The 24,159-nt window shown below is 60.4% G+C and carries 27 protein-coding genes; 13 read left to right on the forward strand and 14 right to left on the reverse strand.

What is annotated here, in order from left to right; translation table 11 throughout:
* Positions 1 to 183: 183 nt before the first annotated feature.
* From ACUY1T_RS20695 to ACUY1T_RS20730, 8 genes are all read right to left on the reverse strand, one after another.
* Positions 184 to 1,950 carry an SLC13 family permease gene (locus ACUY1T_RS20695; RefSeq protein WP_446025457.1) on the reverse strand — a complete coding sequence of 589 codons (1,767 nt, stop codon included), beginning with the start codon at positions 1,948 to 1,950 and terminating at the stop codon, positions 184 to 186.
* 15 nt (positions 1,951 to 1,965) lie between these two features.
* On the reverse strand, positions 1,966 to 3,288 hold the full coding sequence (locus ACUY1T_RS20700; protein ID WP_446025458.1) for a UDP-glucose dehydrogenase family protein: 1,323 nt from the start codon (positions 3,286 to 3,288) through the stop codon (positions 1,966 to 1,968).
* A gap of 355 nt (positions 3,289 to 3,643) precedes the next feature.
* Positions 3,644 to 4,066 (reverse strand): hypothetical protein, encoded by a 423-nt coding sequence (locus tag ACUY1T_RS20705; RefSeq protein ID WP_434233285.1) that lies wholly within the window; start codon positions 4,064 to 4,066, stop codon positions 3,644 to 3,646.
* 55 nt (positions 4,067 to 4,121) lie between these two features.
* Positions 4,122 to 5,357: an AAA family ATPase gene (locus tag ACUY1T_RS20710; protein ID WP_446025459.1), complete on the reverse strand. Its 1,236-nt coding sequence runs from the start codon at positions 5,355 to 5,357 to the stop codon at positions 4,122 to 4,124.
* Positions 5,347 to 6,798, reverse strand: coding sequence for an MBL fold metallo-hydrolase RNA specificity domain-containing protein (locus tag ACUY1T_RS20715; protein WP_446025460.1), 1,452 nt, complete (start codon positions 6,796 to 6,798; stop codon positions 5,347 to 5,349). Before ACUY1T_RS20715 ends, ACUY1T_RS20710 begins: the two co-directional genes overlap by 11 nt.
* Before the next feature lie 38 nt (positions 6,799 to 6,836).
* Positions 6,837 to 7,844 (reverse strand): NAD-dependent epimerase, encoded by a 1,008-nt coding sequence (locus tag ACUY1T_RS20720; protein ID WP_446025461.1) that lies wholly within the window; start codon positions 7,842 to 7,844, stop codon positions 6,837 to 6,839.
* A gap of 527 nt (positions 7,845 to 8,371) precedes the next feature.
* On the reverse strand, positions 8,372 to 8,839 hold the full coding sequence (locus tag ACUY1T_RS20725; RefSeq protein WP_446025462.1) for a hypothetical protein: 468 nt from the start codon (positions 8,837 to 8,839) through the stop codon (positions 8,372 to 8,374).
* A 7-nt stretch (positions 8,840 to 8,846) separates the two neighbouring features.
* A complete protein-coding gene (locus ACUY1T_RS20730) occupies positions 8,847 to 9,143 on the reverse strand; it encodes a hypothetical protein (RefSeq protein WP_446025463.1) in 297 nt (98 codons plus the stop codon).
* A 381-nt stretch (positions 9,144 to 9,524) separates the two neighbouring features.
* On the opposite strand from ACUY1T_RS20730, the gene ACUY1T_RS20735 reads away from it, so the two are divergent.
* Entirely contained in the window at positions 9,525 to 10,346 is an 822-nt protein-coding gene (locus ACUY1T_RS20735) for a helix-turn-helix transcriptional regulator (RefSeq protein ID WP_446025464.1), read from the forward strand.
* Positions 10,347 to 10,455: 109 nt separating this feature from the next.
* On the opposite strand, the gene ACUY1T_RS20740 is transcribed toward ACUY1T_RS20735, so the two are convergent.
* A complete protein-coding gene (locus ACUY1T_RS20740) occupies positions 10,456 to 10,836 on the reverse strand; it encodes a histone-like nucleoid-structuring protein, MvaT/MvaU family (protein ID WP_446025465.1) in 381 nt (126 codons plus the stop codon).
* 568 nt (positions 10,837 to 11,404) lie between these two features.
* Here ACUY1T_RS20740 and ACUY1T_RS20745 point away from each other — a divergent pair.
* Positions 11,405 to 12,109, forward strand: coding sequence for a Crp/Fnr family transcriptional regulator (locus ACUY1T_RS20745; RefSeq protein WP_446025466.1), 705 nt, complete (start codon positions 11,405 to 11,407; stop codon positions 12,107 to 12,109).
* 85 nt (positions 12,110 to 12,194) lie between these two features.
* Here ACUY1T_RS20745 and ACUY1T_RS20750 read toward each other — a convergent pair whose 3' ends face one another.
* Both ACUY1T_RS20750 and ACUY1T_RS20755 read right to left on the reverse strand, forming a co-directional pair.
* Complete coding sequence (locus tag ACUY1T_RS20750; protein WP_446025467.1) at positions 12,195 to 12,722, reverse strand: HPP family protein; 528 nt, start codon at positions 12,720 to 12,722, stop codon at positions 12,195 to 12,197.
* A 148-nt stretch (positions 12,723 to 12,870) separates the two neighbouring features.
* Positions 12,871 to 13,437, reverse strand: coding sequence for an anti-virulence regulator CigR family protein (locus ACUY1T_RS20755; protein WP_446025468.1), 567 nt, complete (start codon positions 13,435 to 13,437; stop codon positions 12,871 to 12,873).
* A gap of 171 nt (positions 13,438 to 13,608) precedes the next feature.
* On the opposite strand from ACUY1T_RS20755, the gene ACUY1T_RS20760 reads away from it, so the two are divergent.
* Positions 13,609 to 14,028 (forward strand): hypothetical protein, encoded by a 420-nt coding sequence (locus ACUY1T_RS20760; RefSeq protein ID WP_446025469.1) that lies wholly within the window; start codon positions 13,609 to 13,611, stop codon positions 14,026 to 14,028.
* Positions 14,029 to 14,031: 3 nt separating this feature from the next.
* On the opposite strand, the gene ACUY1T_RS20765 is transcribed toward ACUY1T_RS20760, so the two are convergent.
* A complete protein-coding gene (locus ACUY1T_RS20765; RefSeq protein WP_446025470.1) occupies positions 14,032 to 15,399 on the reverse strand; it encodes an O-antigen ligase family protein in 1,368 nt (455 codons plus the stop codon).
* Positions 15,400 to 15,445: 46 nt separating this feature from the next.
* Positions 15,446 to 15,811: a pilin gene (locus tag ACUY1T_RS20770; protein WP_446025471.1), complete on the reverse strand. Its 366-nt coding sequence runs from the start codon at positions 15,809 to 15,811 to the stop codon at positions 15,446 to 15,448.
* Positions 15,812 to 16,202: 391 nt separating this feature from the next.
* Here ACUY1T_RS20770 and pilB point away from each other — a divergent pair, with 391 nt between their 5' ends.
* The 10 genes from pilB to ACUY1T_RS20820 all read left to right on the forward strand — a co-directional run bounded on the left by pilB (position 16,203) and on the right by ACUY1T_RS20820 (position 23,449).
* Positions 16,203 to 17,981, forward strand: coding sequence for a type IV-A pilus assembly ATPase PilB (gene pilB, locus ACUY1T_RS20775; protein WP_446025472.1), 1,779 nt, complete (start codon positions 16,203 to 16,205; stop codon positions 17,979 to 17,981).
* A 116-nt stretch (positions 17,982 to 18,097) separates the two neighbouring features.
* Positions 18,098 to 19,330, forward strand: coding sequence for a type II secretion system F family protein (locus ACUY1T_RS20780; protein WP_446025473.1), 1,233 nt, complete (start codon positions 18,098 to 18,100; stop codon positions 19,328 to 19,330).
* Positions 19,331 to 19,399: 69 nt separating this feature from the next.
* On the forward strand, positions 19,400 to 19,795 hold the full coding sequence (mntA, locus tag ACUY1T_RS20785; protein WP_446025474.1) for a type VII toxin-antitoxin system MntA family adenylyltransferase antitoxin: 396 nt from the start codon (positions 19,400 to 19,402) through the stop codon (positions 19,793 to 19,795).
* A complete protein-coding gene (hepT, locus tag ACUY1T_RS20790) occupies positions 19,788 to 20,213 on the forward strand; it encodes a type VII toxin-antitoxin system HepT family RNase toxin (protein ID WP_446025475.1) in 426 nt (141 codons plus the stop codon). Before mntA ends, hepT begins: the two co-directional genes overlap by 8 nt.
* Positions 20,214 to 20,231: 18 nt before the next feature.
* The gene (locus ACUY1T_RS20795; protein WP_446025476.1) at positions 20,232 to 21,080 is read left to right on the forward strand and encodes a prepilin peptidase; all 849 of its coding nucleotides are present in this window, start codon (positions 20,232 to 20,234) and stop codon (positions 21,078 to 21,080) included.
* Between the two features lie 27 nt (positions 21,081 to 21,107).
* Complete coding sequence (gene coaE / locus ACUY1T_RS20800; protein ID WP_446025477.1) at positions 21,108 to 21,704, forward strand: dephospho-CoA kinase; 597 nt, start codon at positions 21,108 to 21,110, stop codon at positions 21,702 to 21,704.
* Positions 21,705 to 21,760: 56 nt separating this feature from the next.
* A complete protein-coding gene (locus ACUY1T_RS20805) occupies positions 21,761 to 22,009 on the forward strand; it encodes a type II toxin-antitoxin system Phd/YefM family antitoxin (RefSeq protein ID WP_446025478.1) in 249 nt (82 codons plus the stop codon).
* Positions 21,999 to 22,283 (forward strand): type II toxin-antitoxin system RelE family toxin, encoded by a 285-nt coding sequence (locus ACUY1T_RS20810; RefSeq protein ID WP_446025479.1) that lies wholly within the window; start codon positions 21,999 to 22,001, stop codon positions 22,281 to 22,283. Before ACUY1T_RS20805 ends, ACUY1T_RS20810 begins: the two co-directional genes overlap by 11 nt.
* Before the next feature lie 72 nt (positions 22,284 to 22,355).
* The gene (gene yacG, locus ACUY1T_RS20815) at positions 22,356 to 22,583 is read left to right on the forward strand and encodes a DNA gyrase inhibitor YacG (RefSeq protein WP_446025480.1); all 228 of its coding nucleotides are present in this window, start codon (positions 22,356 to 22,358) and stop codon (positions 22,581 to 22,583) included.
* A 2-nt stretch (positions 22,584 to 22,585) separates the two neighbouring features.
* Entirely contained in the window at positions 22,586 to 23,449 is an 864-nt protein-coding gene (locus tag ACUY1T_RS20820; protein ID WP_446025503.1) for a DNA replication terminus site-binding protein, read from the forward strand.
* Positions 23,450 to 23,466: 17 nt separating this feature from the next.
* Here the strand turns inward: ACUY1T_RS20820 and ACUY1T_RS20825 are convergent, their stop codons facing one another.
* Positions 23,467 to 24,069, reverse strand: coding sequence for a DsbA family protein (locus ACUY1T_RS20825; protein WP_446025481.1), 603 nt, complete (start codon positions 24,067 to 24,069; stop codon positions 23,467 to 23,469).
* Positions 24,070 to 24,159: the final 90 nt, after the last annotated feature.

Here is a 24,159-nt window from a genome sequence, read left to right on the forward strand (position 1 = left end):
GGCTTCGGGCTTCGGGCTTCGGGCTTCGGGCTTCGGGCTTCGGGCTTCGGGCTTCGGGCTTCGGCAGGACGATGCCCCTACGACACTCTCGACGCTAAGGTTTTGGCTCGTGGCTCGTGGCTCGCGGCTCGCGGCTCGTAGCTCGTGGCTCGTGGCTCGCGGCTCGCGGCTCGTAGCTCGTAGCTAGAAAGGCCAGACCAGCGGTATCAGCACGACGGCGGTGATACCTACGATCAGGCTCAAGGGTGCGCCAAGCCTCAGGTAGTCGGTAAAGCGATAGCCACCGGGGCCCAATACCATCAGGTTGGTCTGGTAGCCCAGCGGAGTCATGAAACTGGCCGAGGCAGCAAACATGATGGCGATGACGAAGGGCATGAAACTCACGCCCAACTGCTCGGCAACGGCCACGGCGATGGGAAACATCAGCACGGCGGCCGCGTTGTTGGTGATCAGCTCCGTGAACAGCACCGTCATGAGATAGACGAGGGCCAGCGCCAGCCAAGGCGCCGGGTTGTCTATCAGCAGCAGCCATTGGGCCACCTGGGCGGCGGCTCCGGTTTTCGTCATGGCGGCCCCCAGCGCAAAGGAGGAGGCAATGACTACGAGTACGGAGAGATCCACATAACGGCGCGCCTTGCTGGCCGGCACGCAGCGTGTCACCAGCATGCCGCCGGCGGCCAGCAGTGCCGCTTCAAGAATGCTCAGCAGGCCCGTGGCGCTGACGGCTACCATTGCCGTGAGAATGCCCAGTGCTATTGGCGCCTTGCGGAAATCCGGCGGTGTGGAATCGTGCAGCGCGCTGACCAGCAGGAAATCCTTGCGGTAGCGATACTGGTCGACGAAGTCCTGGGCGGTTTCGATCAGCAGCGTGTCACCCACCTGCAGGCGTACATCGCCGAGCTTGCCGGGCAATCGCTTGCCATGGCGGGAAATCGACAGGATCACGGCCTGATAGCGCGAACGAAAGCGCGATTCACGTACCGTTTGATTGAGCCCACCGAAATCCGGCCCGATCACGGCTTCCACCAGGCAGCGCTGATGGTGGGCAATATCGAGCTTGTGAACGTCACCACTAGCCGGCTTCAAACCATGAATGCGGCGCAGCTCGCGGGCGCACTCAGGGGCACCGATGAAGATGAGAATATCGCCGGCCTGCAATTCGGTGCTCGGCGGCACGGCGGTGAGCAGGCGGCCGTGCCGTTCGATATCCGCCAGGTAGCCAAAGCCCAGATGGCGTAGCCCGGCATCGGCAATGCTCTTGCCCACCAGCGGCCCTTTCTCGTCTACCACTACCTCAACCGAGTATTCACGCGCCTGCTCGAGCTGCTCCAGCACACCCTGCCGATTCGGCAGCAGGCGATCGGCGAATAAGTAGAGAAAAGTGCCACCCACCAGAACGATGGGTATGCCGACCCAGGCAAGCGAGAACATGGCCAGCCGGATGCCCTGTTCGCTTTGCAGGAGACCGTCCACCACCAGGTTGGTACTGGTGCCGATCAGCGTGCAGGTGCCGCCGATGATGGCGGCATAGCTGAGCGGCAGCAACAGCTTGGATGGCGGCAGCCTTAGCCGCCCCGCCCATTCCTGAATGGCAGGGATGAACATGGCCACCACGGTGGTGTTGTTCATGAAGGCACTCATACCCGCAGCCGGTAGCAAAACGCGCAGTTGAGCCTGTCGCAGACGCTGTGGCTGCCCTAGCATGCGGTGCGCCAGCCACTGAATGGCGCCGGTCTCCTTCAGGCCCGCAGCCACGACGTAGAGCACGGCAATCGTCATGACACCCGGGTTGCCGAACCCAGCCAGGGCTTCGCCGGGTGTCAGAATTCCCGAGATGATGAGGATGGCCAGGGCTGCCATGAGAATCGTATCCGGCGCGAACCGGCTCAAAGCCAGCGCAAGCAATACCGATACGACGATTCCTAACGTGAATACCGCTTCAATAGGCATCAGGCGCTTAACGACTTACCGCCCTACCGAGTAATAAGTAAAGCCCTTCACCGCCATGCGCTTCGGCTCGAACATGTTGCGCCCGTCGAAGATCACCGGTGCGCTGAGCTGCTGCTTTATCATCTCGAAATCCGGGGCGCGGAAGCTTTGCCATTCGGTGACGATCACCAGGGCGTCGGCGCCGCGCAGGGTGGCTTCCTTGGTCCCGCAGAGGGTGAGGTCGTCGCGGCTGCCGTAGATGCGCTGGGCTTCTTCCATGGCTTCGGGGTCATAGGCCTGTACCTTGGCGCCGGCTTGCCATAGCGCTTCCATCAACACGCGGCTGGGGGCTTCGCGCATGTCGTCGGTATTGGGCTTGAAGGCCAGGCCCCAGATGGCGAAGGTCTTGCCTTCCAGGTTGCCCTGGTAGTGCTTGTGAAGCTTCTGAAACAGGGTGGTTTTCTGCTCCTCGTTACGGGCTTCCACGGCCTTGAGCACCTTGGCGTCGAAGTCGATGTCGCCGGCGGTGCGAATCAGCGCCTGCACGTCCTTGGGAAAGCAGGAGCCGCCGTAGCCCACGCCGGGGTAGATGAAGTGGTAGCCGATGCGCGGGTCGGAGCCGATGCCCTGGCGCACCATCTCGATATCCGCGCCTAGGCGTTCGGCCAGGTTGGCCATTTCGTTCATGAAGCTGATCTTGGTGGCCAGCATGCAGTTGGCAGCGTATTTGGTCAGCTCGGCGCTGCGCACGTCCATCACGATCATCTTGTCGTGCTGGCGGCTGAAGGGCGCGTAGAGTTCGCGCATCACGTCTTCGGTCTGCTTGCTGGAGGTGCCGATGATGATCCGATCCGGCCGCTGGCAGTCGCCTACCGCACTGCCCTCCTTGAGAAACTCGGGGTTGGAGACCACGTCGAAGCGCAAATCCTTGCGGCCGCGGGCTTCCAGCACGCCATCCACCTTGTCGCGCACTTTGTCGGCGGTGCCCACCGGCACGGTGGATTTGTCGATGATGATCTGGTCGCGTTCCATGTGCTGGGCGATGGTCTCGGCCACGGCCAGCACGTACTTGAGATCGGCGCTGCCGTCTTCATCCGGTGGGGTGCCCACGGCAATGAATTGCACCTGGCCGTGCTTCACGCCGGCGGCAGCATCGGTGGTGAACTGCAGCCGGCCGGCGCCGTAGTTCTCCTTTACCAGCGGTTCCAGACCCGGTTCGTAGATGGGTATGTCGCCGTTCTTGAGGCGCTCTACCTTGGCGGCATCCACATCCACGCACACCACGTGGTGGCCCACGTCGGCCAGCACGGCCCCTTGTACCAGGCCAACATAGCCGGTTCCGAATACGGTAACGTTCATTGCCGTCCCTTTATAAAGGCTCTTTCAAATAGAAATGCTGATTGGCAAGTGCTTGGTCAAAGCAACTCGCCTTGTTCTCTCGCCCGCTTGTGTATGCCCTGCTCGCCGAGGTTCGGTGCACTCACAGGGTACATCGACCTTGCGACCATGCATGGCGCCCATGATACGCACGCTAAGCCGAGCGGATACGAGCGGATAGTTGTGCGGGATGCTCCACGGGTTCGCTGAGTTCGACGAACAGGTCGATATCGCCGCCACGTGCTGTGTCATCAAGAGGTGGGGCTCTTCATGAACGACCCTTCGGATGGTCTGGCACTGGGTATCTGTCAGGCGCATGGGTAGACCACGCTATGACTCACAGCCACTCCCTCAGATCCGGCACCTTGCTCGACGGCTCTGAGTGAAGCACTGCTCCTACACGAATGCCGTGCGCCCTTTCAAGCCGTTCGATTGCCGGCTTGGATAGCATGCCGTTACTCACGATGAATGCTTTTTCAACCATCTGGCCAGGACCGGAGGTATCAAGCAGTTGCTTCAACTGACCGTATTCGGCTCGCTGAAAGCGCGTGTAAGCAAGCTGCTCAAACGCATGTGGGATATCGCCTGCGCCCTTCAACTCCACTAGCGCCACTACCTTCTTGTTGTGGCCCTTGAACAGGTACATGGCATCGCACTTCATGGCGTTATTCGTGAAAACACAGCCATCGAGCACCAACGCCTTTGCCTCTTCATTTGCGCGTAGGCTCAGGGAAACCTTCTTGCCTTGCTCTTCCAGCATCAAATCGGTCTTGCATACCGAATGGATGTTCCCCATCCGTACGCACTCGCAGTGACTATACGGACCTGTGTTGATCATCCATTCGATTCCATTCGATGTCGCGCATACGATCGTAGAGCACGTTGATGTCGTTGAAGTGCATCAGCAAGGTGTCATCCACCAGCCCGGTTTCCTCATCGACCAGTGAGTGCTTGGCGCTGCTCTCCATCAAATAGGCACGCACATCGTCACTGGAGAGAGGCATCAAATGGTCGATTTCCTGATCCCCGGTCGCTGGTTCACCCAGTTGGTGGCGCTTCAGATGGTTGTTCAACGCTTCCACGATAAAGGGGCTATGCGTAGTCAGTATGAACTGGGTATTGCTGAAAGTGCGTAACAGGTCTGCCAATACGCGGCGCTGCCATGAAGGGTGAAGGTGGAGATCCACCTCATCGATCATCACCACCGCCTCCGCACTCAGGGGATTACTCAGGTGTGGATTGGCTAGCCCCATGCGCATGCTCAAATCGATGACAAGGCCTAGCAAGGTCTTGTATCCATCGCTGAGCTGCATCAAATCCAGCGTCTCGCCGTTGAGCGTTACGGCGAGCCTAAGAGGATTGGCTTCTATATGGGGGTTGCTGATGTCCGGAAACACTTGGCGGATGGCGCTACGGACGGCATCCAGCTCCTTGAGTGTCACATCGAAGCTTCGCCGTTCTTTCTGCAGGCGGCTCTCTTCGTTTTCCTTGTTGTAGAACCAGATGAATGCAGACTTGAAACTGCTGTGCGCCTCCAGCGCGTTTTCCAGGGCTTCCATGCGCGTATGGCTCTTGGGAAAACCTTTCCGCCTGAGCGGCACCTGCAGCACGGCTCGGCTCACACCGTAGTAGGCCACCAAGGGTAGATCGTATTGCTCTTCAGCATTCAGGGGATCGATGACGGTGCCGTCGAGGTAGGCTTCCAGCTCCTTGAGCCCCGTGGCTTTCGGCGTAGCGGCTATCGTGGCCTTGCTCTTGTCGCGTCGCTGTATACGGTCCCACTTCACGCCTGAGCGCAGGGTAAGTGCCACGCGGGTATAAGGCGCAAGCGCATTGCCCTGCTGGCGAATGTCTCCCGTTTTCCTGAATGTAATGCCCGACACCGATGGCAGATGCGTCAGTGCAGCCCCCAGGCCAATGGCAATGCCATCCAGCACGGAGGTCTTGCCACTGCCATTGTTACCCAGCAACACTGTCAGGCGCCTGCCCAGCTCAATCTCGAGCTGTTCGCAGGCACGGAAGTTCTCAAGCCTCAGGCGGTCAAGGTGCATAGGCTGTCTCGGGTAGTTTCTCTTCGTACAGATGATCCGCCCCCAGCGTCACGCTCATCTCATGCCCTGCCCCTGCGGCCCACTCCAGCAGCTTGGCCTTGAGTGCCGCCTGGGCGTGGGGGTCGCCGTGTACCAGGCGCACTTCCCTGGGGGGTTGGCGCATGCGGCGTACGAAGTTGAGCAGGTCCTGCTGGTCGGCATGGGCCGAGTAGCCGCTGACGGTTTCGATACGGGCGCGAATGTCGATGCGCTGGCCATCCAGCATCACCCAGCCGCCCTGGGGGCCGTAGCGCTGGATGTCCCGCCCCGGTGTGCCGTGGGCCTGGTAGCCGGTAAAGAGCACGCAGTGGCGTTCGTCGCTGAGCATGCGCTTGAGATAGTTCACCACCCTGCCCCCGCTGACCATGCCGCTGGCGGCGATCACCACCGCGGGCCGGCCGGTCTCACTCAGGTATTCGACGGTGCGCTCGTGGGCTTCGTGGCTGTCCACGGTGTAGAGGTTCTCGAAGCTGAGCGGATGGCGGCCGCTGCGCAGCATCTTGTGGGCTTCGGCGTCCCACCAGGGTTTGAGTTCGCGGTATACCTCGGTGAAGCGGGCGGCCAGGGGCGAGTCGACGATGATTTCGAGTTCGCGCCAGCGCTCGCTGCGTGCGTTGTGTATCAGCCCTTCCAGTTCGTAGAGCAGCTCCTGGGTGCGGCCCACGCTGAAGGCGGGTATTACCACGGTGCCGCCGTTCTCGAGTGCCCTGTCGATGGCGGCCTTGAGCCTTTCGCGGCGGTGGCGCCTGTCTTCGTGCTGGCGGTCGCCGTAGGTACTTTCCAGCACCAGCACGTCGGCGCGATACGGCGGCTTGGGTGCCGGCAGCAACGGCGCGTAGGGGGCGCCCAGGTCGCCGGAGAATACGGTGCGCTGGCCCTTTCCCTGGAGCTGCCCGCTGGCCTTGTCCTGGGTATCCACTTCCACGTAGGCGGAGCCGAGTATGTGCCCGGCGCGCTGCAGCTTGACCCGAATGCGGTGACGCTCGTCGTCGAGCACGGTGTGCCAGGTCGTGTAGTCCAGTGCCACCAGCCGCCCCTGCACTTCGGCCAGGAAGCGCTCGATTAGCGCGCGGTCACGGGTGAAGCCGATTTTCAGGGCGTCTTCTATGACCAGTGGCAGTAGCCGGGCCGAGGGTACCGAGCACAGAATCGGCCCCTGATAGCCCGCCGCTAGCAGGTAGGGCAGCCGGCCGATATGGTCGATGTGCACGTGGGTGACCACCAGCGCCAGCAAATCTTCGACCGGGAAGTGCACCTGATGCTGCGCGAGGCTGTCGAGGTGCTCGGCGTCCTGCCCCTGGAAGATGCCGCAATCGACGAGCAAGGCCCTATCCGCTGCGATCTGCAGCCGGTGGCAGCTGCCGGTGACGCCTGCTCCGCCACCGTGGTGGAGTATGTCCAAGAAGTCATCCCTTACTTATTATTTTTTAGACAAAAAAATCAAACGCCATAGAACCCGCGATACCACTCGACGAAGCGCTTCACGCCTTCTTCCACTTGCATCTTGGGCCGGTAGCCGGTGGCCTTGAGCAGCGCTTCGGTGTCGGCCCAGGTGCGCGGTACGTCGCCGGGCTGCATGGGCAGGTATTCGCAGATGGCCTCTCGCCCGGTGGCGGCTTCCAGCGCGCGGATGAACGACATCAGCGAGACCGGTGCACCGTAGCCGATGTTGTACAGTGCATAGGGGGCGGTGCTTCGGTCGGGCCGGGCGCTGGCGGCGGCACGATCGGGGTTGGGCTGCGGAATCACGTCCTGGATGCGCACGATGCCTTCGACGATGTCGTCGATGTAGGTGAAGTCCCGCGACATGTCGCCGTGGTTGTACACCTGGATCGGCTTGCCTTCGAACATCGCCTTGACGAACTTGAAGATGGCCATGTCGGGCCGGCCCCAGGGGCCGTACACGGTGAAGAAGCGAAGCCCGGTCATCGGTACGCCGTAGAGGTGCGCGTAGGTGTGGCTCATCAGCTCGTTGGCCTTCTTGGTGGCCGCGTAGAGGCTGACGGGATGGTCCACGCTATCGCCGGTATCGAACGGGGTCTTGGCGTTCATGCCGTACACCGAGCTGGAGGAGGCATAGACCAGGTGCCCCACCTTGTGTTGCCGGCACCCCTCCAGCACGTTGAGGTGGCCGATCAGGTTGGAATCGGCGTACACATGGGGGTTTTCCAGCGAGTAGCGCACCCCGGCCTGGGCGGCCAGGTGGATCACGCGATCGAATTCGTTCTCCCGGAACAGGGCGGCCATGCCCTCGCGGTCGCCCAGGTCCATATGGATGAAGCGAATGTCGTGGCAGTCGGCCAGGTCGTGCAGGCGCGCCTGCTTGAGCGAGACATCGTAGTAGGTGTTGAGGTTGTCGATGCCGACGATCTCGTGACCCTGCCCGCTGAGGCGCTTGGCCACGGCGTGGCCGATGAAGCCGGCAATGCCGGTGATCAGCAATTTCACTCGCTTCGTTCCCTTGCGTATGGGCTTTCTTCGAAATCTGCTTCGGAACCCTTGGCTATTTTTTTGTCAGCTGAGCGACAAAATTTTCACTTTCAGGCATGTGGCTCACTTTTTCTTGACCTGCCGCAGCGCATTAGGCAGGCCGCCACCGTTCGGGCACGCTACCGCCCTGGGATTGTTCCGGGCGGTTCCCTGGCCCTGCTGCGAGGCGATACCAGAACGGGAACGGAACGTTGCGGAAATGCGTACGGGAAGCCTCAGGGCAAGAGTCAGCCCAAGGCGCCACTTCTCACGGTCCGTCGCCGAGCTGACGCTCGACACGTCTGAAAACACAGCATGGAAGCTGCGCTTCCTGGTCCCTGCTGGGTATCGTTATTGGAATGACATAATTCTACGGGACTCGAGCGCGATGCTCTACCGCTGAATGCGGCCGAATAATGCCGAACAGTCAGTCATTTGTTCGCACTTTACGAAAATATGACAGCGAGTCGCACAAAGTAGTGGGAAGTAATCTCAGCAACGCTGACTCAACGGCAGCGCCACACGGCCAGCCGATGGATGAGCGCAAGCAGGATCAGGCCGGCGGCAAGCCAACCCAGGCCGGCCACCAGGGCATTGAAGCCACTGGGTACGCTATGAGGCGGGCGAAAGCTCATGCCGTGTTCGGCAAGGCGCGCCACGAGATAGGTAGGCGCCGCCACCAGGGCCAGCGCGGTACTGGAGTGCCATTCGGCCAGGCGCCGGGTAATGCGCCAGGGCTCGCTGGGCGGCTTGGCACCAGCCTTGGCCTTGCTCCTGGTACCGGCGCTGGCGCTACGAGACGCCTTGGCCGCGCCGGCTTGGCGCGTAGCACCGCGCCTGACGGGCTTGCGCTTGGCCTTGCCGCCACCGCCCGGCAGGCCGCCAGCTATCCAGCGCAACAGGCGCGAAAGCGCCCAGCCAAGCGTGAACAGGACAGACAGCACCAGGCTGCCCATCACCAGGAAGTACGTCATTGGCGAATCAGGCGATGTGGCCGAGCGTTTGCATGGTGCGCAGCAGGTCGGCCACGCTCTCCCTGGGCTGGGCGTATTCCTTCATCAGCGTCTTGAGCTGCGTTTCGAACGCCTGCTGGCGCTGCTGTTGCTCTTCCGCCTCCAGCTCCGCCAGGCTGCGCACCGGCGGCCCCGTGGGGATGTCGAGGCGTGAATTTGGCTTTTCCAGTTCGCGAAGCGCCTGGGCAAAGGCGTCATCGAGCTCACGAAACTTGCGTAGTTTCTCGCGCTCGTCCATGGAGCGGTTGGGTTTCTGGTTTCTCATATATATCCGTAATTACTCAAGTACCTGAGGAAACGCTGCGCCAATGGCTGCGCCTCCTGGACGGCACTCGGTGGTGATCGGCCCGAGTATACCGCCAAACCGTGTGGTAGCGAAGGCTGACCATTACGCTACCCTGAGAGATACATGGACTCACGAACGAGGAGCGTCGCATCGTCCGTAGCAACAATTATGCACAAACGGTCAAACTCTCTAACCAAACTTGCCTTTGCCTCCTGCGAAAGCGCATAAAGAGACGCACAAAAACCATAAAAACAGCGGGCGTTATGCCTGCCAGGCATTGCCCAGGCGCCATTGAGGGCACCAGCGTTGATATGGATGCAGCAACCTTCACTTTGCTGCGGGATCAAGCAAGGGACAGTTATGTTTAACGAGATGATGCGGGCGGAGATCTGGCTGCAGGACCATTTGGATAGCCAGCAGGGTATAGAAGACCTCGCCAGCCGACTCGGTTATTCGACCTCACAGGTCCGGCGCAGGTTCAAGCAGTGCTTTGGTCTGTCCCCTAGCGCTTATCGCGACTCCCTGCGATTGGAGAAGGCTGCACGCCTGTTGGCGTTCACCCCTTTCTCCATCCAGACGATTGCGACCCGGTGTGGCTATCAGAATCATTCCGCCTTCAGCCGTGCTTTCCAACGATACCACAATCAAACGCCACGCCAATACCGCCAGGCGCTGCGCGTGAAACTCCACCATAACCCCTACTGCCAGGGGCATGGCGGCAATCCTCCCGAATTCGAAATCTGCAATACACCTTCACGCCAGGCCCTGGTAACACGCCTGTACCGAAAGGAACGAAGCCACCCCCTCGGAATGCTGCGAAAGTGGACCCATCATGCCAAAGGGGTGGAGAGCCTGCCGGAGCGCTTGCGGCAAGGGCATACCATCGCCCTGATGCACAACATTCCGCTGCCCAGCGACATGGAGCGCATCGATGTCGGCCCGATCGTCAATGGGAACGAGGCACCGGGAATCGCCATTCCCGCCTCCTTTCGCTTGCTGAATCTCCCGGCCCAGCAGCACGCTTGCGTGAAACTGGAAGCCATGGAAGTGATTCCAGACATCGTTGAGTACCTGGTTTGCGAAGGCCTTCCGAAACAGAGCCTTCACGCCAGCGGCGATGCCGTTCAGGTGGAATGGGGCACGAAGGGAATTCTGGTCAGGCTGCCGGTTCAACCAGCCTGAATGCCTTTGCAAGAGGGCTCGCGCGGCTTACGCGAGCCCTCTCTTGCCTGCCCTTTCGCTCCAGTGTTCCAGAACCATCGCTCAGGGCTGCTAGCTCCGGGTTCGTCGATCAGGACTCGACGCGAACCAGCCAACCTTCCACTGTGTCGGAACCGAATTCGTCCTTCCACGCCTTGAGCGTTTTCTGGTTACCGCCGCGGGTTTCCACCACTTCGCCGGTCTTCGGGTTCTTGTAGATCTTCAGCTTGCGCTTGCGGCGCCCGGTGCTGGAGGAAGCCGCTGCCTTGGCCGGCGTGGATTTGCCGCCTTGCGGCTCCAGCAGGCCGATTACATCAGCGGAACTCTTGTTGAACTCACGCATCAGCGCTTCGAGCTTATCCTTGAATTCCAGCTCGGCCTTCAGGCGGTCGTCGTTCTGCAGCCGCTCCATTTCAGCCTGAAGCTGCTTGAGCTGCTGTTCTTTCTGCATGAATTCGCTGAGAAGAGACATATGCACGGTCCTTGCAAATGAGAGAATTTTGGGATGCCGCCTATAAATACAACAACCCGCAGCGAATGACAATACTTTCAGCTTAGTTTTAGTCGAACCACATCGGCAGCGTCAAATAGGGAGGCCTATTTGAACGGCGACTAAAACGGTGGGTAACGGCACCTTGCGTTACTCAAGTATGCTCAAACTGAAACGAACGCGGTTGTCAATCACGCAGGTCATGTTCCGCGCTAACTCGGCTCACCTTACCTTGACACCATCTTCGGCGTAGGCTCATTCCGCGGCGAGCCTCCCAGGCTGGAACTGCCCGAATCCTATCGCTCTCGAATACGTTGAAATTTCGCTAACCGGGGGCACAGCGCCCCTCCCTTCCGCCATGGCAGCAAGGATTTAGTACCCTCTGGATTCGCTATCCGCTGGGTTCGCCACCCCCAAAATCAGGCGACATCAAAAAGCAAATTAAATAAGTATACGCTTATCAAGAAATTTGTATACCTCAAGGCCTTTGTTACACTAACTCAGGACACGATCCTAGTATGCGATCGAAAGAAACGACGTAAAGGATGACATGCATTTGCTCCATAACTTCAAGGCGATCAATGACTTATGCGCCGAAGACAAGCGCATATTCGACAGCCATATCGGCCCCGTGCGAGAGGTGAAGAAAGGAAGCCACCTGGCACGCGAAGGCGATACGCTGGAATGCCTGCACCTCATCGAGAAGGGCTGGGCTTGTCGCTACAAGATGCTGCATGACGGCAGCGAGCCCATCACTTCGCTACTGCTGCCGGGCGATATCAGCGATAATGGCCAAGGCCTGTATAGCAGGCTGGAATTTTCCATCAAGGCCATTACGCCGCTTCGCTTCACCACCATCGATTCGGAAAGTGCCGAGCGGCTGTTCGAACGCCCAAGAATACTTCGCCTGTTCAGGGCGTCGGGGCATATCAGCCATAGCGTGGCCTTGAACTGGATCATCAATCTCTCGGTGCGCAGCGCCGAGAGGCGCATCGCCAACTTGCTGTGCGAGTGCTATGCCCGCTCTCACGCCGCCGGCCTGACATATAAGGGGCGTTACTTCTTCCCGCTCACGCAAACGGAAATATCCGACGTACTGGGGCTCTCCAGCGTTCACGTAAGCCGCTCGATGGGCAAGATCAAGCGCAAGGGGCTGATCGAGAACTGCGACAACAAGCAGATCCAGATCAAGAACTGGCACGGTTTGGCCACGCTGGGCGATTTCAAGCGTGAAGACCTGGAGCTTTACCTCTAGACCCGTTTTGCTTGGCGTGCCGGGCGCGGCACATCATTAATCAGCAAGGCTGTGAGCATGTGGCGACACGCGGCGAGGCAACACCCTACCAGAAACGTGGGTAACGCCGATGGCGGGCGAGATTATTGACCAGTATGGCCACCAGCAGCATGACGCTGCAGCCGATACCGATCGGCATCAAGGGATACCACCAACCCAGCGCGGTGATCGGGGAACCACCGATGACAGCCCCCAGCGCTGCGGCTGCACCAGGAGGGTGCACGGTGTGGGTGAGCTGCATGACAAGCACCGAGAGGGATACGGCAAGCGTGACCGCCAGCGGGGTACTGCCCAGCAGCTTGAAGCAGGCCACCCCCACCAGGGCGGAGAGCATGCTACCCACCAGGACATTACGCGGCTGGGCAAAGGGACTGTCGGGCGCGGCATAAATCAGCACCGAGGTGGCGCCGAAGGAAGCCACGATCAAAAGGTGATGGGAAAGCCAGTGCGCGCTTAGCCAACAGATCGCCCCCATGCCGATGAACGCTCCGAACCACGACCACAGGGCATCCTGCCAGTCGGGGCTGGGAGCTCGCGTTCGTTCGGCGCGCATCTTGCCGAGGTAGGTCTTCATGTCCGTCTCTTGCACAAAATAGGTGCAGGAGTCTCGCAGAGCGCACTGCGAAAGTGAAGGCAAGTTTTTTTATAAGAACATGCCAATCCGTTGACCGGGGTCAGCTTTTTGCGGGGAGAAGCGCGCCCTAGGCACGCCCCTATCAGGCTCAATAGAAAATATCGCGCAGTATCTCGTAGATGATGGCGTTGGCAGCATCCACTAGAATGACGTCGGGACCGACCCGGCGCCATTCGTAGCCGTCGTAGCGCGGCAGGTCGCGCAGGATTCGCTCATCGAGCTGCATGGCGATACCGGGAGGCAGCGGTTTGCCGCGCTCCAGGTTCATGCGAATGCCCGGCGGCAGGCTTTCGCGGCTGCGGTCGATCTCGATCCAGTCGCGGCGCTCCAGCAACAGGCGGCGGATCTCGCGCTCATCGATGCGCGGCCCATGGGAAACATCATGCCGCTCCGATCGCCCGTCGCGGTGCCAGTCATCGCTTTCGCGAAATGAACGCTCAGGCTCGCCCGCCTGGCCGCGGCCGGGCTGAGCCTGCGCTGCACCCTGCCCCTGGCCTTTTCCCTGATTGCCGCCCTGGTTCTGCCATTGGCCTTGGCCCTGACCCTTTTGGCCCTGGCCACGATTCTCGGGCGGCTGGGCCTGTAGCCCTGCCCCTCCGAGCACCAATCCAAGTACCGTGGCGCTCAAGAGCAGTGTGCGTTTGGCATGCAGCATTGGCCTGTCCTCCTGAATCCGGTTTCTTTCAGCCTAGGCAGGAAATGCGCAGCAAGCGTGCAACGAAATGCCACATTTCGGCGTATTGTGGAGCCGCTTGGGCAAGTTCTGCTCAAGTTTCATACTGGCTTGCCGATGACAATCAAATCGATCAGCTGACAGGACAATACCATGCAACTCCGCAGGAAGAGTGCACTTGCCCTGATCGTACTCACTTTGGCGCCACTGACCTCTCCGCCTGCTCATGGCAGCGATGCCTATCACGAAGCCATCGCCAAGGGGCATGAGATGGGCTGGGCTTGCTACGAGAGTTCCCGGCATACAGAGCGATGGACCACGGCATGCCGGGCATTTCTCGCCTTTGCCGAGCAGGGTATCGCTTCGGAGATCATGGAGTTCAAGCAGGGCCTGCAGCAGGCCGGCGTTCGATTCCTGCTGGCACAAAATGGCGCTCGTATGCAGGAAAGCGCTATCAAGGCGCAGGACATGTCATACCTGCTGCTCTACGCCAGGGGGCTGCGCACCCGGTACGTAATAAGCTGGAAAGGGGTCCTGCTGCCAGAGTGGCTTCATGGCTCGATTTTGCATTGAAGATCAGCGCCATGACCAGAACAGCCAATGATCCGGGGCAATCATCTGCATGCATTCCAAGCGACCCTGGGCCCAGAAGCGGGGAAACAGATGCAGCCGACCTTCCTTCTGCATGCAAATTAATTGGGAATCCAAGGATAACCAGTACATCTCCAATCCCGCAAATAGCAAATATGCCAGGATAAGCATAACTCCACCCCAAGCCATTCCGCCGTAAAACCTATACTGCATTTTCAATGGTGGGGTATCTACCACACTCTCACTTCGAAACCCGAATACAAACCCTACCGCCACAATAATGATCACGGCACTGGAAGGTGCAATATGCGCACCCGAAAATTGCAGATTAACCATCACAGCCACGAATGACATGATCAAGCAAGCATAAAGCGGTTTCTCTGCATCTGGCACCTCTACTGCACGACGCAAGATCACCAACCCACCCTTGACCAGAACAACAGCCAAGATCACTGCAAGGACAGCCCCCCATTCTGCGGCTGTATTCAAGATCAGGTTATGCGCACTACCACCACGCATTACACCATCACCCGCATACTGCATTGGACCAATGCCAAGTGGAAAATTATCATAAGCATAAAAAATCGCATCTCGCCATAATTCCCAGCGACCCGAGCTATTCTTGATGTCCCGCTGAAACACTTCCCCTGTGCTTTTTTTAACCATCGGGTTAAAAACAAGCCAACCCATTAGACCAATAACTGCTGACAGCAAGAGCACAAAGATCGGAGCCAGCACCGCCTTGCGATATAAGGCCGCCACCACTAACACAGCAAGAATCAGAGAAAGTATTCCAGCACGGCCCTCGCTAATAAAAAGGAGGTACCACCAAACTGCCAGTGGTGGCACACTCAAAGATATAGCGAATACAGACAATTTCTTCCTTGAAACCGAATACAGCACCGCCAGCGGGACAACCCCGGCCGCCATATCCGAGAAGAGCCTATCATGTGCAAAACCGGGAGTCGCGTCATGCCGAGTCATGAAGGAGTGGCGTAACGATATAGTATCTATAGCATACACAGAATGCACCAGAACAAATACCAATAACAATCCGCCAATCACTCTCCACACAACCAAAGACCTTATATTCCTTGAAGCAACACAAACCAGCCAGGCAGACACTAAAAGGCCTACAACATAAGACAACTCTAGAAATGCGACAAACGGCGCAGGACCAAGAAGAACAGCCAGCAGCGCCATAACAAGAATAGTGCAGCAGAGCATTCGCTCATTACTGCAACTAAAAATCAGCTTACCAATGAATTGGGCACGCCAGAACCACCCAAGAAAACCAAAGGAAAGTAAAAAATAAAAAATTAGAATAAGGCGAAAAAAATCTACTTGCAGCATAAAAAAGGCCGGCTTTAAACCGGCCACTCATGAAATGACAGAATAATCAGAAAGAACCGAAACCGAGATCGACTACCTGAGCGTCAACACCAGGAGAGTTAGGTGTTCCGGTAACAACAGTCCCAGAAGCTACAATGCTCTGGCAGGCCGAATCCCCTGAAATTACAGTTGATAAATCTGGTGCTGTTGTTGCCCCCTGGTTGGCAGCAATACCGACGGCTGTTGCATACGCCCGGGTATCAGCTAAGCAGGCATTCTCGGCAGATCGGATCGTATAATTCTGATACTGCGGAATCGCTATCGCCGCCAGAATCCCGATGATCGCCACGACGATCAGCAGTTCGATCAAGGTGAAACCGCCCTGGCCTCGCTTGGCGGCTGCTCGCTTTTGCATCAATTCTTTTACACTCATCGCAGTCGTCCCCTGCTCTAGTGGTGCCCGTTGGCCGCTTTCGGCGGCCCTGGGCGGTTTGCACCTGCGGCGCAGTAGCCGCTTACATCGTGGCTCGGCCCAGCGGGCCTCGCTCGTTCCCTTGCCGGGCTTTCTCAAGCTTATGCCGTAAATGCCTGAGTTCGCGCCCTTCTTCACGGCTACGTGAGCCTTGTTCTTACATTAGATGACTCAGCCTCAAACCCGCAAGCGCTACCTACGTAGGCATGAGGCCAGCTCCATCATAAGTCATTATAGTGTTAATACCAGTTGGTGGGACGTTTGTCAGCTTGCTGTGATGGGCCACGCCAACGGGCTAGAATGCCGGTAACCCTATCTCTCACCGCCCTTGCGGGCCTATGCCTGAGGCGCCATGAACGACTATCGAACGGCAGAACCAGCCAGTGAAGATACCGCCCAGCAGCGCGCGGTCGATGTCGGGGGGCTGCGCGGCTTCGCTCGCAGACTGGTGGAATATGGGATGCTTACCCGTGCAGCGGCCGAACGGGCGGAGCACGAGGCGCGAGAGGCGGAGATCGGCCTGCTGCAGCACGTCATCGATGCCGGCCTGGTCACGGCCCGCCAGGGTACGCTGTGTGCGGCCTGGGAGTATGGCCTGCCGCTGGTCGACCTCGATGCGCTACGCCTGTCGAGCCTGCCCCCGGCCAACGATTACCCTGAGAAGCTGCTGCGCAAGCTGTGCGTGGTGCCACTCAGCCGCCGTAGCCACCGGCTAACCGTGGCGGTGCCCTACCCTTCCACCCTGGCCCTGCTCGACGAGCTGCAGTTCGCCACCGGCCTTGGCATCGAAGCCGTGCTGTGCCCGGTGGACCAGCTGATGCCGGTGCTCGAGGCCTACCTGGCCCAGCACGAGTCCAGCATGATGGACGAGCTGGCGGGTGTGGACGATGCGGTTAGCCAACTGGAATTCGATGAAGGCGTCGACATCAGCGACGAACGCGCCAGCGATGCCGCCGCCAGCGGTGCCGACGATGCACCGATCGTCAAGTTCGTCAACAAGGTGCTGCTGGATGCCATTCGCCGCGGCGCTTCGGACATTCACTTCGAGCCCTACGAGACCAGCTACCGGGTGCGCATGCGCGTGGACGGCATGCTGATGGAGTCGGCGCGCCCGCCCTTTGCCATGCGTTCGCGCATCGCCGCGCGCCTGAAGGTCATGGCACGGCTGGATATCTCCGAGCGCCGCCTGCCGCAGGATGGCGCGATCAAGCTCAAGGTATCGAAGTCCCGCTCGATCGATTTCCGCGTGAACTCGCTGCCTACCGTATACGGCGAGAAGATCGTGTTGCGTATTCTCGACCCCGCCTCGGCGCAGATCGGTATCGATGCGCTGGGCTTCACACCGGAGCAGCGCGCACTGTACGAAGGCGTGCTGGACCACCCCCAGGGCATGATCCTGGTCACCGGCCCTACCGGCAGCGGCAAGACGGTGACGCTCTACACGGGGTTGAACATGCTCAACGAAGTGCAGCGCAACATCTGTACCGCGGAGGACCCGGTGGAGATCAAGGTGCCGGGGGTCAACCAGGTCAACGTGCTGCCCAAGATCGGCCTGGATTTCGCCAGCGCCCTGCGCGCCTTCCTGCGCCAGGACCCTGACGTGGTGATGGTGGGTGAGATCCGCGACCTGGAAACCGCCGAGATTGCGGTGAAGGCGTCGCAGACCGGCCACCTAGTGCTTTCCACGGTACACACCAACTCCGCCGCGGAAACCCTCACCCGCCTGGCCAACATGGGGGTGCCGCCGTTCAACATCGCCAGCTCCGTGAGCCTGATCATCGCCCAGCGCCTGGCGCGGCGGCTGTGCAAGCATTGCCGCCAGGAGGCGGCGCTTCCCCACGAGGTGCTGCTGCAGGAGGGCTTCACGAAAGAGGAAGTGGATGGCGCCACCGTGTATGAAGCAGTAGGCTGCAAACACTGTACCCACGGCTACAAGGGGCGCGTGGGTATCTACGAGGTGGTGCCGATCAGCAATGCCATGAGCCAACTGATCATGCGCAACGGCAATTCGATGGACTTCGACAAGCTGGCGCGGGAAGAGGGCCACCCGGACCTGCGCCGCAGTGGTCTGCTGAAGGTGATGCAGGGTATAACGAGCCTGACCGAGGTCAATCGAGTCACGAAAGACTAACAAATCGCAACAATTTATTGCTGCGTAACTCCATGAAGAACACTTATGTCAGGCACACTTGGGTCGATAATAATTAGGAAAGAAAAACCGACTATCGAAACTGCAGCAGGGAATCTATGGCAACCAGAACGGCTAGAGCGCCAAGGAAGCTGAAACTCCACCGCTGGCGCTGGACGGGCAAGGGTCCCGGTGGGCGCCTGGTCAGCGGGGAGGTCGTGGCCGCCGAGAAGTTCGAGGTGGAACGCGAGCTGGCCAATCAGAACATCATCGTCAAGAGCGTGCGCCGCAAGGGCGGGCTCACCGGAGGGATGGGCACGATCAAGCCCAGGGACGTGATGCTGTTCGCCCGCCAGATGGCCACCATGATTCGTGCCGGGGTGCCGGTGCTGCAGGCCTTCCAGGTGGTGGCCGAGAGCATTCGCAAGCCGGCCATGAGCGCCGTGGTGCAGCAGATGATGAACGAGGTGGCGGCCGGCTCGAATTTTTCCCAGGCGCTGCGCAATCACCCCGAGCACTTCGACAGCCTGTTCTGCAACCTGGTGGAGGCCGGCGAGAGTTCCGGCTCGCTGGATCGCATGCTCGACCGTATCGCCACCTACAAGGAGAAGGTGGAGTCGCTCAAGGGCCGGGTGAAGAAGGCGCTGTGGTACCCCATTGCGGTGATCCTGGTGGGTATCGGGGTCACGGCGCTGCTGCTGATCAAGGTGGTGCCCCAGTTCGAGAGCCTGTTCCATGGCTTTGGCGCCGAGCTGCCGGCCATGACCCGCATGACCATCGCGCTTTCCGAATTCGCCCAGCAGTACTGGCTGTGGGGCCTGGGCGGGATGATCGCCTTCGTCTACCTGATGCGCCAGGGCATCAAGCGCTCGCCGGCTTTCGCTTATCGCGTGCATGCGTTCCTGCTCCGGGTGCCGGTGCTAGGCGATATCTTCGACAAGTCGGCCGTGGCGCGCTATTCCCGCACCCTGGCCACCACCTACGGGGCCGGCGTGCCCATGGTGGAGGCGCTGGACATCGCCGCCGGGGCCACCGGCAACCTGGTGTACGAACGTGCCACGCGGCAGATCCGCGAAGACGTCTCCACCGGCCAGCAGCTCCACTTCGCCATGCGCCTGACCGAACGCTTCCCGGCGCTGGCAGTGCAGATGGTGAGCATCGGCGAGGAATCCGGCGCGCTGGATGCCATGCTCAACCGCGTGGCCGATTACTACGAGGAGGAGGTCGACAACAAGGTCGACGCGTTGACCTCGCTGCTGGAACCCCTGATCATCGTGGTACTCGGCGTACTGGTCGGCGGCCTGGTGGTTTCGATGTACCTGCCGATCTTCGAGCTGGGCACTGTGCTGTGAGGAAGGCGCTGTATTGTTATTGCTGTGCGCGCTACGATCATTCTGATGTACAAAGCACGGGACAAGAGCATGGCGCCTGACGTACTAGAGCGATTGATCTCACTTGCCCGGAAGCGGGATGACCTGGCCGCTCTTTGGCTGTACGGTTCCCGCGCTCGTGGCGACCATGGAGAGCAAAGCGACTACGACCTCGCTGTCGCCTTTACCGATTGGCTGAAGTCGCCCTTGGAACGCAGGCTTCGGCCAGAACTCCTTGCGCTCGATTGGCAACGTGAGTTTGGTCTCTCTGAGAGCCAGCTCAGCGTAGTGGATCTTGGCATCTGCTCCATTCCACTGGGCTGGAGCATTCTCGAACAGGGGCGGCTACTCGTCGATAAACACCCGCAGCTACGGATGACCCAGGAAGCGCGCATCATGTCCCGCTGGGAACAGGATTACTACCACCAAGCGAGGCGTTATGGCTGACTCAAGCCCTGGCATCGCCTATTTGATCTCGCTTCGGCAGCATATCGCGGAATGCGAGACGGATATCGCCACACTTGACCGCATCGCCAAGGATCGTCCTTGGTCGCGCCTGGAAAGACATGCTGCGGAGCGCACGCTGCAGATCTTGATTGAAGGATGCATTGGCGTTGCCAAGCACTGGGCCAAGCGAGAGACCGGCATGGTGAGCCAGAATGCTCTTAGCGCCTTTGAAGCGCTTATTGAACAAGGCTTGATCGGTCATGAGGTCCCATGGCGTAAAGTCGTTGGCCTGCGTAATGCGCTAGTGCATGACTATTTGGAGGTTGATGACCAAATCGTGGCCGAAGTCATCGAAGCTGGTTATTACCGCCCCTTAGTTGCCTTTGCAAGGCAGGCGATCCAGGCACTCGAACCTTGAGAAAATAAGGACTGCCTTTTGCTTGACCTTTCCCCCTCTATCCTCTGGCCGCTCGTGGCCGTACTGGGCCTTTGCCTGGGTAGCTTCCTCAACGTGGTGATCGTGCGCTTGCCGGTCATGCTGATGCTTGGCTGGCGGGCCGAGGCCCGCGAGGCGCTGGAGCTGCCCGAGGAGGAATCGCCCCGCTTCAACCTGCTGGTGCCGCGCTCGATCTGCCCCCGCTGTGAAGCGCCCATTGCCTGGCACGATAACCTGCCGGTCGTCGGCTGGTTCAAGCGCCGCGGCCGCTGCGCTTCCTGTCAGACACGTATCAGCCCTCAGTATCCGCTTGTGGAGCTGGCCGGCGCCGGCCTGGCGCTGGCCGTGCTGGCACTTTACGGGGCCACTTGGCAGGGCCTGTTCGTCTTCGCCGCTTGCCTGGCACTGCTGGCTCTCGCCGTGATCGACCTGCGCACCCAGTTGCTGCCGGATGTCGTTACCCTGCCGCTGCTGTGGGCGGGCCTGCTCTACCAGCTTCTGTTCCAGCCGCTGATGCTGCCCAGCGCGGTGATCGGCGCCATGGTGGGCTACCTTGCCCTGTGGAGCGTCTACTGGCTGTTCAAGCTGATAACCGGCAAGGAAGGCATGGGCTACGGCGACTTCAAGCTGCTGGCGGCACTGGGCGCCTGGCTGGGCTGGCAGTACCTGCCGATGGTGCTGATCCTTTCCGCCGGCGTAGGGGCCATCGTGGGCATCGCCATCCAGCTCGCCCTGCCCCGCCTGCGTGGCGCCCCGATGCCCTTCGGGCCCTACCTGGCCAGCGCCGGCTGGATCGCGCTATTGGTGGGTGAGCCGTTGATGGCCGTCTATGTCGGCATGACACTCTGAGTGAGGGTTGGTGAGGGAGAAGCTGCTTTGATCGTTGGCGTAACGGGCGGTATCGCTTCCGGCAAGAGCACCGTGGCACGGGCCTTCGCGGCGCTGGGCGTGCCGTGGGTGGATGCCGATGACGTGGCTCGCGAAGTGGTCGAACCGGGTGAGCCGGCGCTGGCCGAGATCGCCGAGCGCTTCGGCGGGCAGGTACTACAGGCCGATGGCAGCCTGAACCGCCGCGCGCTGCGCGATATCGTGTTTGCCGAACCGAGCGAGCGACTGTGGCTCGAATCGGTCACCCATCCGCGCATCCGCCAGCGCATCGTGGCACACCTGGAGCGGCTACAGGCCGAAGGCGCGCCCTATGTACTACTGGTCTCGCCGCTGCTGTTCGAATCCGGCCAGAACGAGATGGTGGACCGCTGCCTGGTGATCGACGTGCCGGAGAGCCTGCAGTTCGCCCGCACCGCCGCCCGCGACGATGTCGATGAAGCCCAGGCCCGCGCCATCGTGGCCGCCCAGATGCCGCGCAGCGAACGCCTGGCCCGCGCCGACGACGTGATCGACAACAGCGGCAGCGAGCAGGATCTCGCCGCCCAGGTCGCCGAACTGGATCGACGCTACCGGGAGACCTCTTGAAAGATCTATTAAAAGACCTATAATCTGGTCTCGAAGATCAGGAACTGGAGGCTCCCATGCCCCACACTATCCTTGCCAATACCACAGCCAGTATTTCTGAGCTAAAGAAGAACCCCATGGCGACCGTAGCTGCGGGCGGGGGCTTCCCTGTTGCCGTACTGAATCGGAATGAGCCTGCTTTTTATTGCGTACCGGCAGCTGCTTATGAAGAATTGCTGGAAAAACTGGAAGATGCCGAGTTGAACCGGATCGCCGATGAGCGCAGCTCGCAAGCGGAGATCACGGTGACTCTGGATGAGCTATGAGCTTCGCTTCCGAGAGGAAGCATTGAAGGAGTGGCGTAAGCTCGATGATAGCGTACGCTCACAATTCAAGAAGAAGTTGGCTGCCATTCTCGACACCCCTATCCGGCCAGCGGCTCAACTTTCCGGAAGCAAGTGTCGCTACAAGATCAAGCTTCGCAGCGCTGGTTTTCGCCTTGTTTACGAGGTTCGCGACCAGGAGCTTGTCGTGCTGGTCATTGCCGTGGGGAAGCGCGAACGCAATGGTGTCTATCGCAAAGCCGATCGTCGCCATTGATGAAGCCATGGATCTGGTCTTCTGCCCGCATTAATAGCTAGACTTTACTAAACCATCACACATCCAGGTTTCATGAGCCAACACAACCAACGCCCCCTGACCGTCGCCTGCCCGCAATGCCAGAAGAAGGTGGTGTGGAGCGAGAAGAACCCCTACCGCCCCTTCTGCAGCGAGCGCTGCAAACTGATCGACCTGGGTGCCTGGGCCGATGAGTCGCACCGCATTGCCGGCGAGCCGGCACTCGACGAGAGCAACATCGACGAGTGGCTGGCCCGCGCCGACCGAGGCGACGAGCGGTGACCCTGGCCCCGGCGCCGACCTATCGGCTACTGGCCGAACTGGAGGTCGCCTTCGATATGCTGATCGAGCGCACCGAGGCGCTGCTGGAGGCCTATGCCGCTTCCCCCGCCGAGGCCTGGGCCTTCCAGGCCGAGGCCAGCACCGAGTGGCTGCGCCGTGCATTGCTCGACTTCTGGTACACCGACGGCCAGGACGGCCGCGCCACTCGCAGTCACGTCGGCCTGGTGGCCGCCGATGAGATGTTGATGGCCAGGGTGGTGGAGGTGAATGCGGCCAAGGCCGAATTCGCCGAGCAGCTGGCTCGCATCAAGGCCGAGGATCCACCGCTGCTGGCCGAAGCCAAGGCGGTGCTGCCGTTTCGTCACCCACAGCTGCACGACCACCTGCGCGGTAGCGGCTTGGCACGCTTGCACCTCAAGCAGTGCTGGCGGGCCATTCCCGTGGCCGAGGCAGCCGTGGCCCGGGTGCGCCTGGCCTGGTACTCGAGCGGCCGCTCGATCAAGCGGCTGACGGTACGCGAGGTGGAAAAGAAGCTGCTGGCGCTGGACAGCGACGCACCCCACGTGCGCATCCAGCTACGCAAGCTGGCCGCCCTTCCCTCGAGCGAACCGCTGGCCCAGGTACAAAGCCAGGCGCCCCTGATGCGCGCCAACCTGTTCTACTGCGAGCCGCTGGAGGATGGCCGCACCCGCCGCGCCATGAACGTGGCGCTGCCACTGTTCCTGCCCGCGCCGCGCGGCTGCCTGCCCGACCACAACCTGCCCCCGGCCGCGCCACCGCAGAGCCGCACCCGTGCCCGCCGCAGCGACGAGAAGCTCGAAGATACGCCCTACCTGCCCAGCCTGCGCATCTACCGCTACCGCTGACGTGAGGCTGCGCCCGCTCACTCCTCTTCCATCCGCGCTTCGTACCAGTCGAGTGCCTGTTCCATCCGGTCGTAGCCCCAGAACGGCTCGTCGCCGGCCATGAAGAACGGCGCTCCGAAGATACCTAGTGCCTGGGCCCGCTCCGTGGCTTCCCGCAGCGCCTCCTTGGCTTCGGGCCGCTTGCCCTCTGCCAGCAGCACCTCGGCGTCGAGCTTGAGTTCCGCCAGGCAGTTGGCAATGACCCGAGGGTCGGCAATGTCCTCGTCGTGTTCGAAGTTGGCACGGTAGACGCTGCGCACGAACGCCGGCACCCACTCCTCCTCGGCATGCCAGTTGGCAATGCGCGCCGCCAGCAGGCCGCTGCGGGGAAACTGCGAGGGGCGGTGAAAACGGATGCCGTCGCGATCGCACAGGCGCTCGATGTCGCGCCACATGTAGCTGCCCTTGGCTGGGTACAGCTTGAAGGGCGTGTCGTTCCAGCCCTGGGCCTGGAAGATCGGCCCCAGCAGGAAGGGCTGCCAGCGCACCTCGATATCCCGCTCGGCAGCCAGGTGTTCGAGCCGCATCGCGGCCGGGTAGGAGTAGGTGCTGGCGAATTCGAACCAAAAGGTGAAAGTCATAATGGTGGTCTCCTTGTCGGCAGCCGTGCGAGCCCGCCCGTCATATTGATCTGCATCATGCAGGCTTGTCGCCTCTCCTCCATACTGGAC

This window comes from Billgrantia sp. Q4P2, assembly GCF_052806135.1.

What these genes read in the sequence shown, in the direction of transcription:
- ACUY1T_RS20765 (WP_446025470.1), bottom strand. Translation starts at nt 15,399, where the DNA reads ATGCTGCAAGTAGATTTTTTTCGCCTTATTCTAATTTTTTATTTTTTA.
- ACUY1T_RS20780 (WP_446025473.1), top strand. Translation starts at nt 18,098, where the DNA reads ATGGCAACCAGAACGGCTAGAGCGCCAAGGAAGCTGAAACTCCACCGC.
- yacG (WP_446025480.1), top strand. Translation starts at nt 22,356, where the DNA reads ATGAGCCAACACAACCAACGCCCCCTGACCGTCGCCTGCCCGCAATGC.
- ACUY1T_RS20700 (WP_446025458.1), bottom strand. Translation starts at nt 3,288, where the DNA reads ATGAACGTTACCGTATTCGGAACCGGCTATGTTGGCCTGGTACAAGGG.
- ACUY1T_RS20745 (WP_446025466.1), top strand. Translation starts at nt 11,405, where the DNA reads ATGCATTTGCTCCATAACTTCAAGGCGATCAATGACTTATGCGCCGAA.
- ACUY1T_RS20730 (WP_446025463.1), bottom strand. Translation starts at nt 9,143, where the DNA reads ATGAGAAACCAGAAACCCAACCGCTCCATGGACGAGCGCGAGAAACTA.
- ACUY1T_RS20770 (WP_446025471.1), bottom strand. Translation starts at nt 15,811, where the DNA reads ATGAGTGTAAAAGAATTGATGCAAAAGCGAGCAGCCGCCAAGCGAGGC.
- ACUY1T_RS20760 (WP_446025469.1), top strand. Translation starts at nt 13,609, where the DNA reads ATGCAACTCCGCAGGAAGAGTGCACTTGCCCTGATCGTACTCACTTTG.
- ACUY1T_RS20805 (WP_446025478.1), top strand. Translation starts at nt 21,761, where the DNA reads ATGCCCCACACTATCCTTGCCAATACCACAGCCAGTATTTCTGAGCTA.
- ACUY1T_RS20750 (WP_446025467.1), bottom strand. Translation starts at nt 12,722, where the DNA reads ATGAAGACCTACCTCGGCAAGATGCGCGCCGAACGAACGCGAGCTCCC.
- mntA (WP_446025474.1), top strand. Translation starts at nt 19,400, where the DNA reads ATGGCGCCTGACGTACTAGAGCGATTGATCTCACTTGCCCGGAAGCGG.
- ACUY1T_RS20825 (WP_446025481.1), bottom strand. Translation starts at nt 24,069, where the DNA reads ATGACTTTCACCTTTTGGTTCGAATTCGCCAGCACCTACTCCTACCCG.
- ACUY1T_RS20695 (WP_446025457.1), bottom strand. Translation starts at nt 1,950, where the DNA reads ATGCCTATTGAAGCGGTATTCACGTTAGGAATCGTCGTATCGGTATTG.
- ACUY1T_RS20755 (WP_446025468.1), bottom strand. Translation starts at nt 13,437, where the DNA reads ATGCTGCATGCCAAACGCACACTGCTCTTGAGCGCCACGGTACTTGGA.
- ACUY1T_RS20810 (WP_446025479.1), top strand. Translation starts at nt 21,999, where the DNA reads ATGAGCTATGAGCTTCGCTTCCGAGAGGAAGCATTGAAGGAGTGGCGT.
- ACUY1T_RS20705 (WP_434233285.1), bottom strand. Translation starts at nt 4,066, where the DNA reads ATGCTGGAAGAGCAAGGCAAGAAGGTTTCCCTGAGCCTACGCGCAAAT.
- hepT (WP_446025475.1), top strand. Translation starts at nt 19,788, where the DNA reads ATGGCTGACTCAAGCCCTGGCATCGCCTATTTGATCTCGCTTCGGCAG.
- ACUY1T_RS20710 (WP_446025459.1), bottom strand. Translation starts at nt 5,357, where the DNA reads ATGCACCTTGACCGCCTGAGGCTTGAGAACTTCCGTGCCTGCGAACAG.
- ACUY1T_RS20725 (WP_446025462.1), bottom strand. Translation starts at nt 8,839, where the DNA reads ATGACGTACTTCCTGGTGATGGGCAGCCTGGTGCTGTCTGTCCTGTTC.
- ACUY1T_RS20735 (WP_446025464.1), top strand. Translation starts at nt 9,525, where the DNA reads ATGTTTAACGAGATGATGCGGGCGGAGATCTGGCTGCAGGACCATTTG.
- pilB (WP_446025472.1), top strand. Translation starts at nt 16,203, where the DNA reads ATGAACGACTATCGAACGGCAGAACCAGCCAGTGAAGATACCGCCCAG.
- ACUY1T_RS20740 (WP_446025465.1), bottom strand. Translation starts at nt 10,836, where the DNA reads ATGTCTCTTCTCAGCGAATTCATGCAGAAAGAACAGCAGCTCAAGCAG.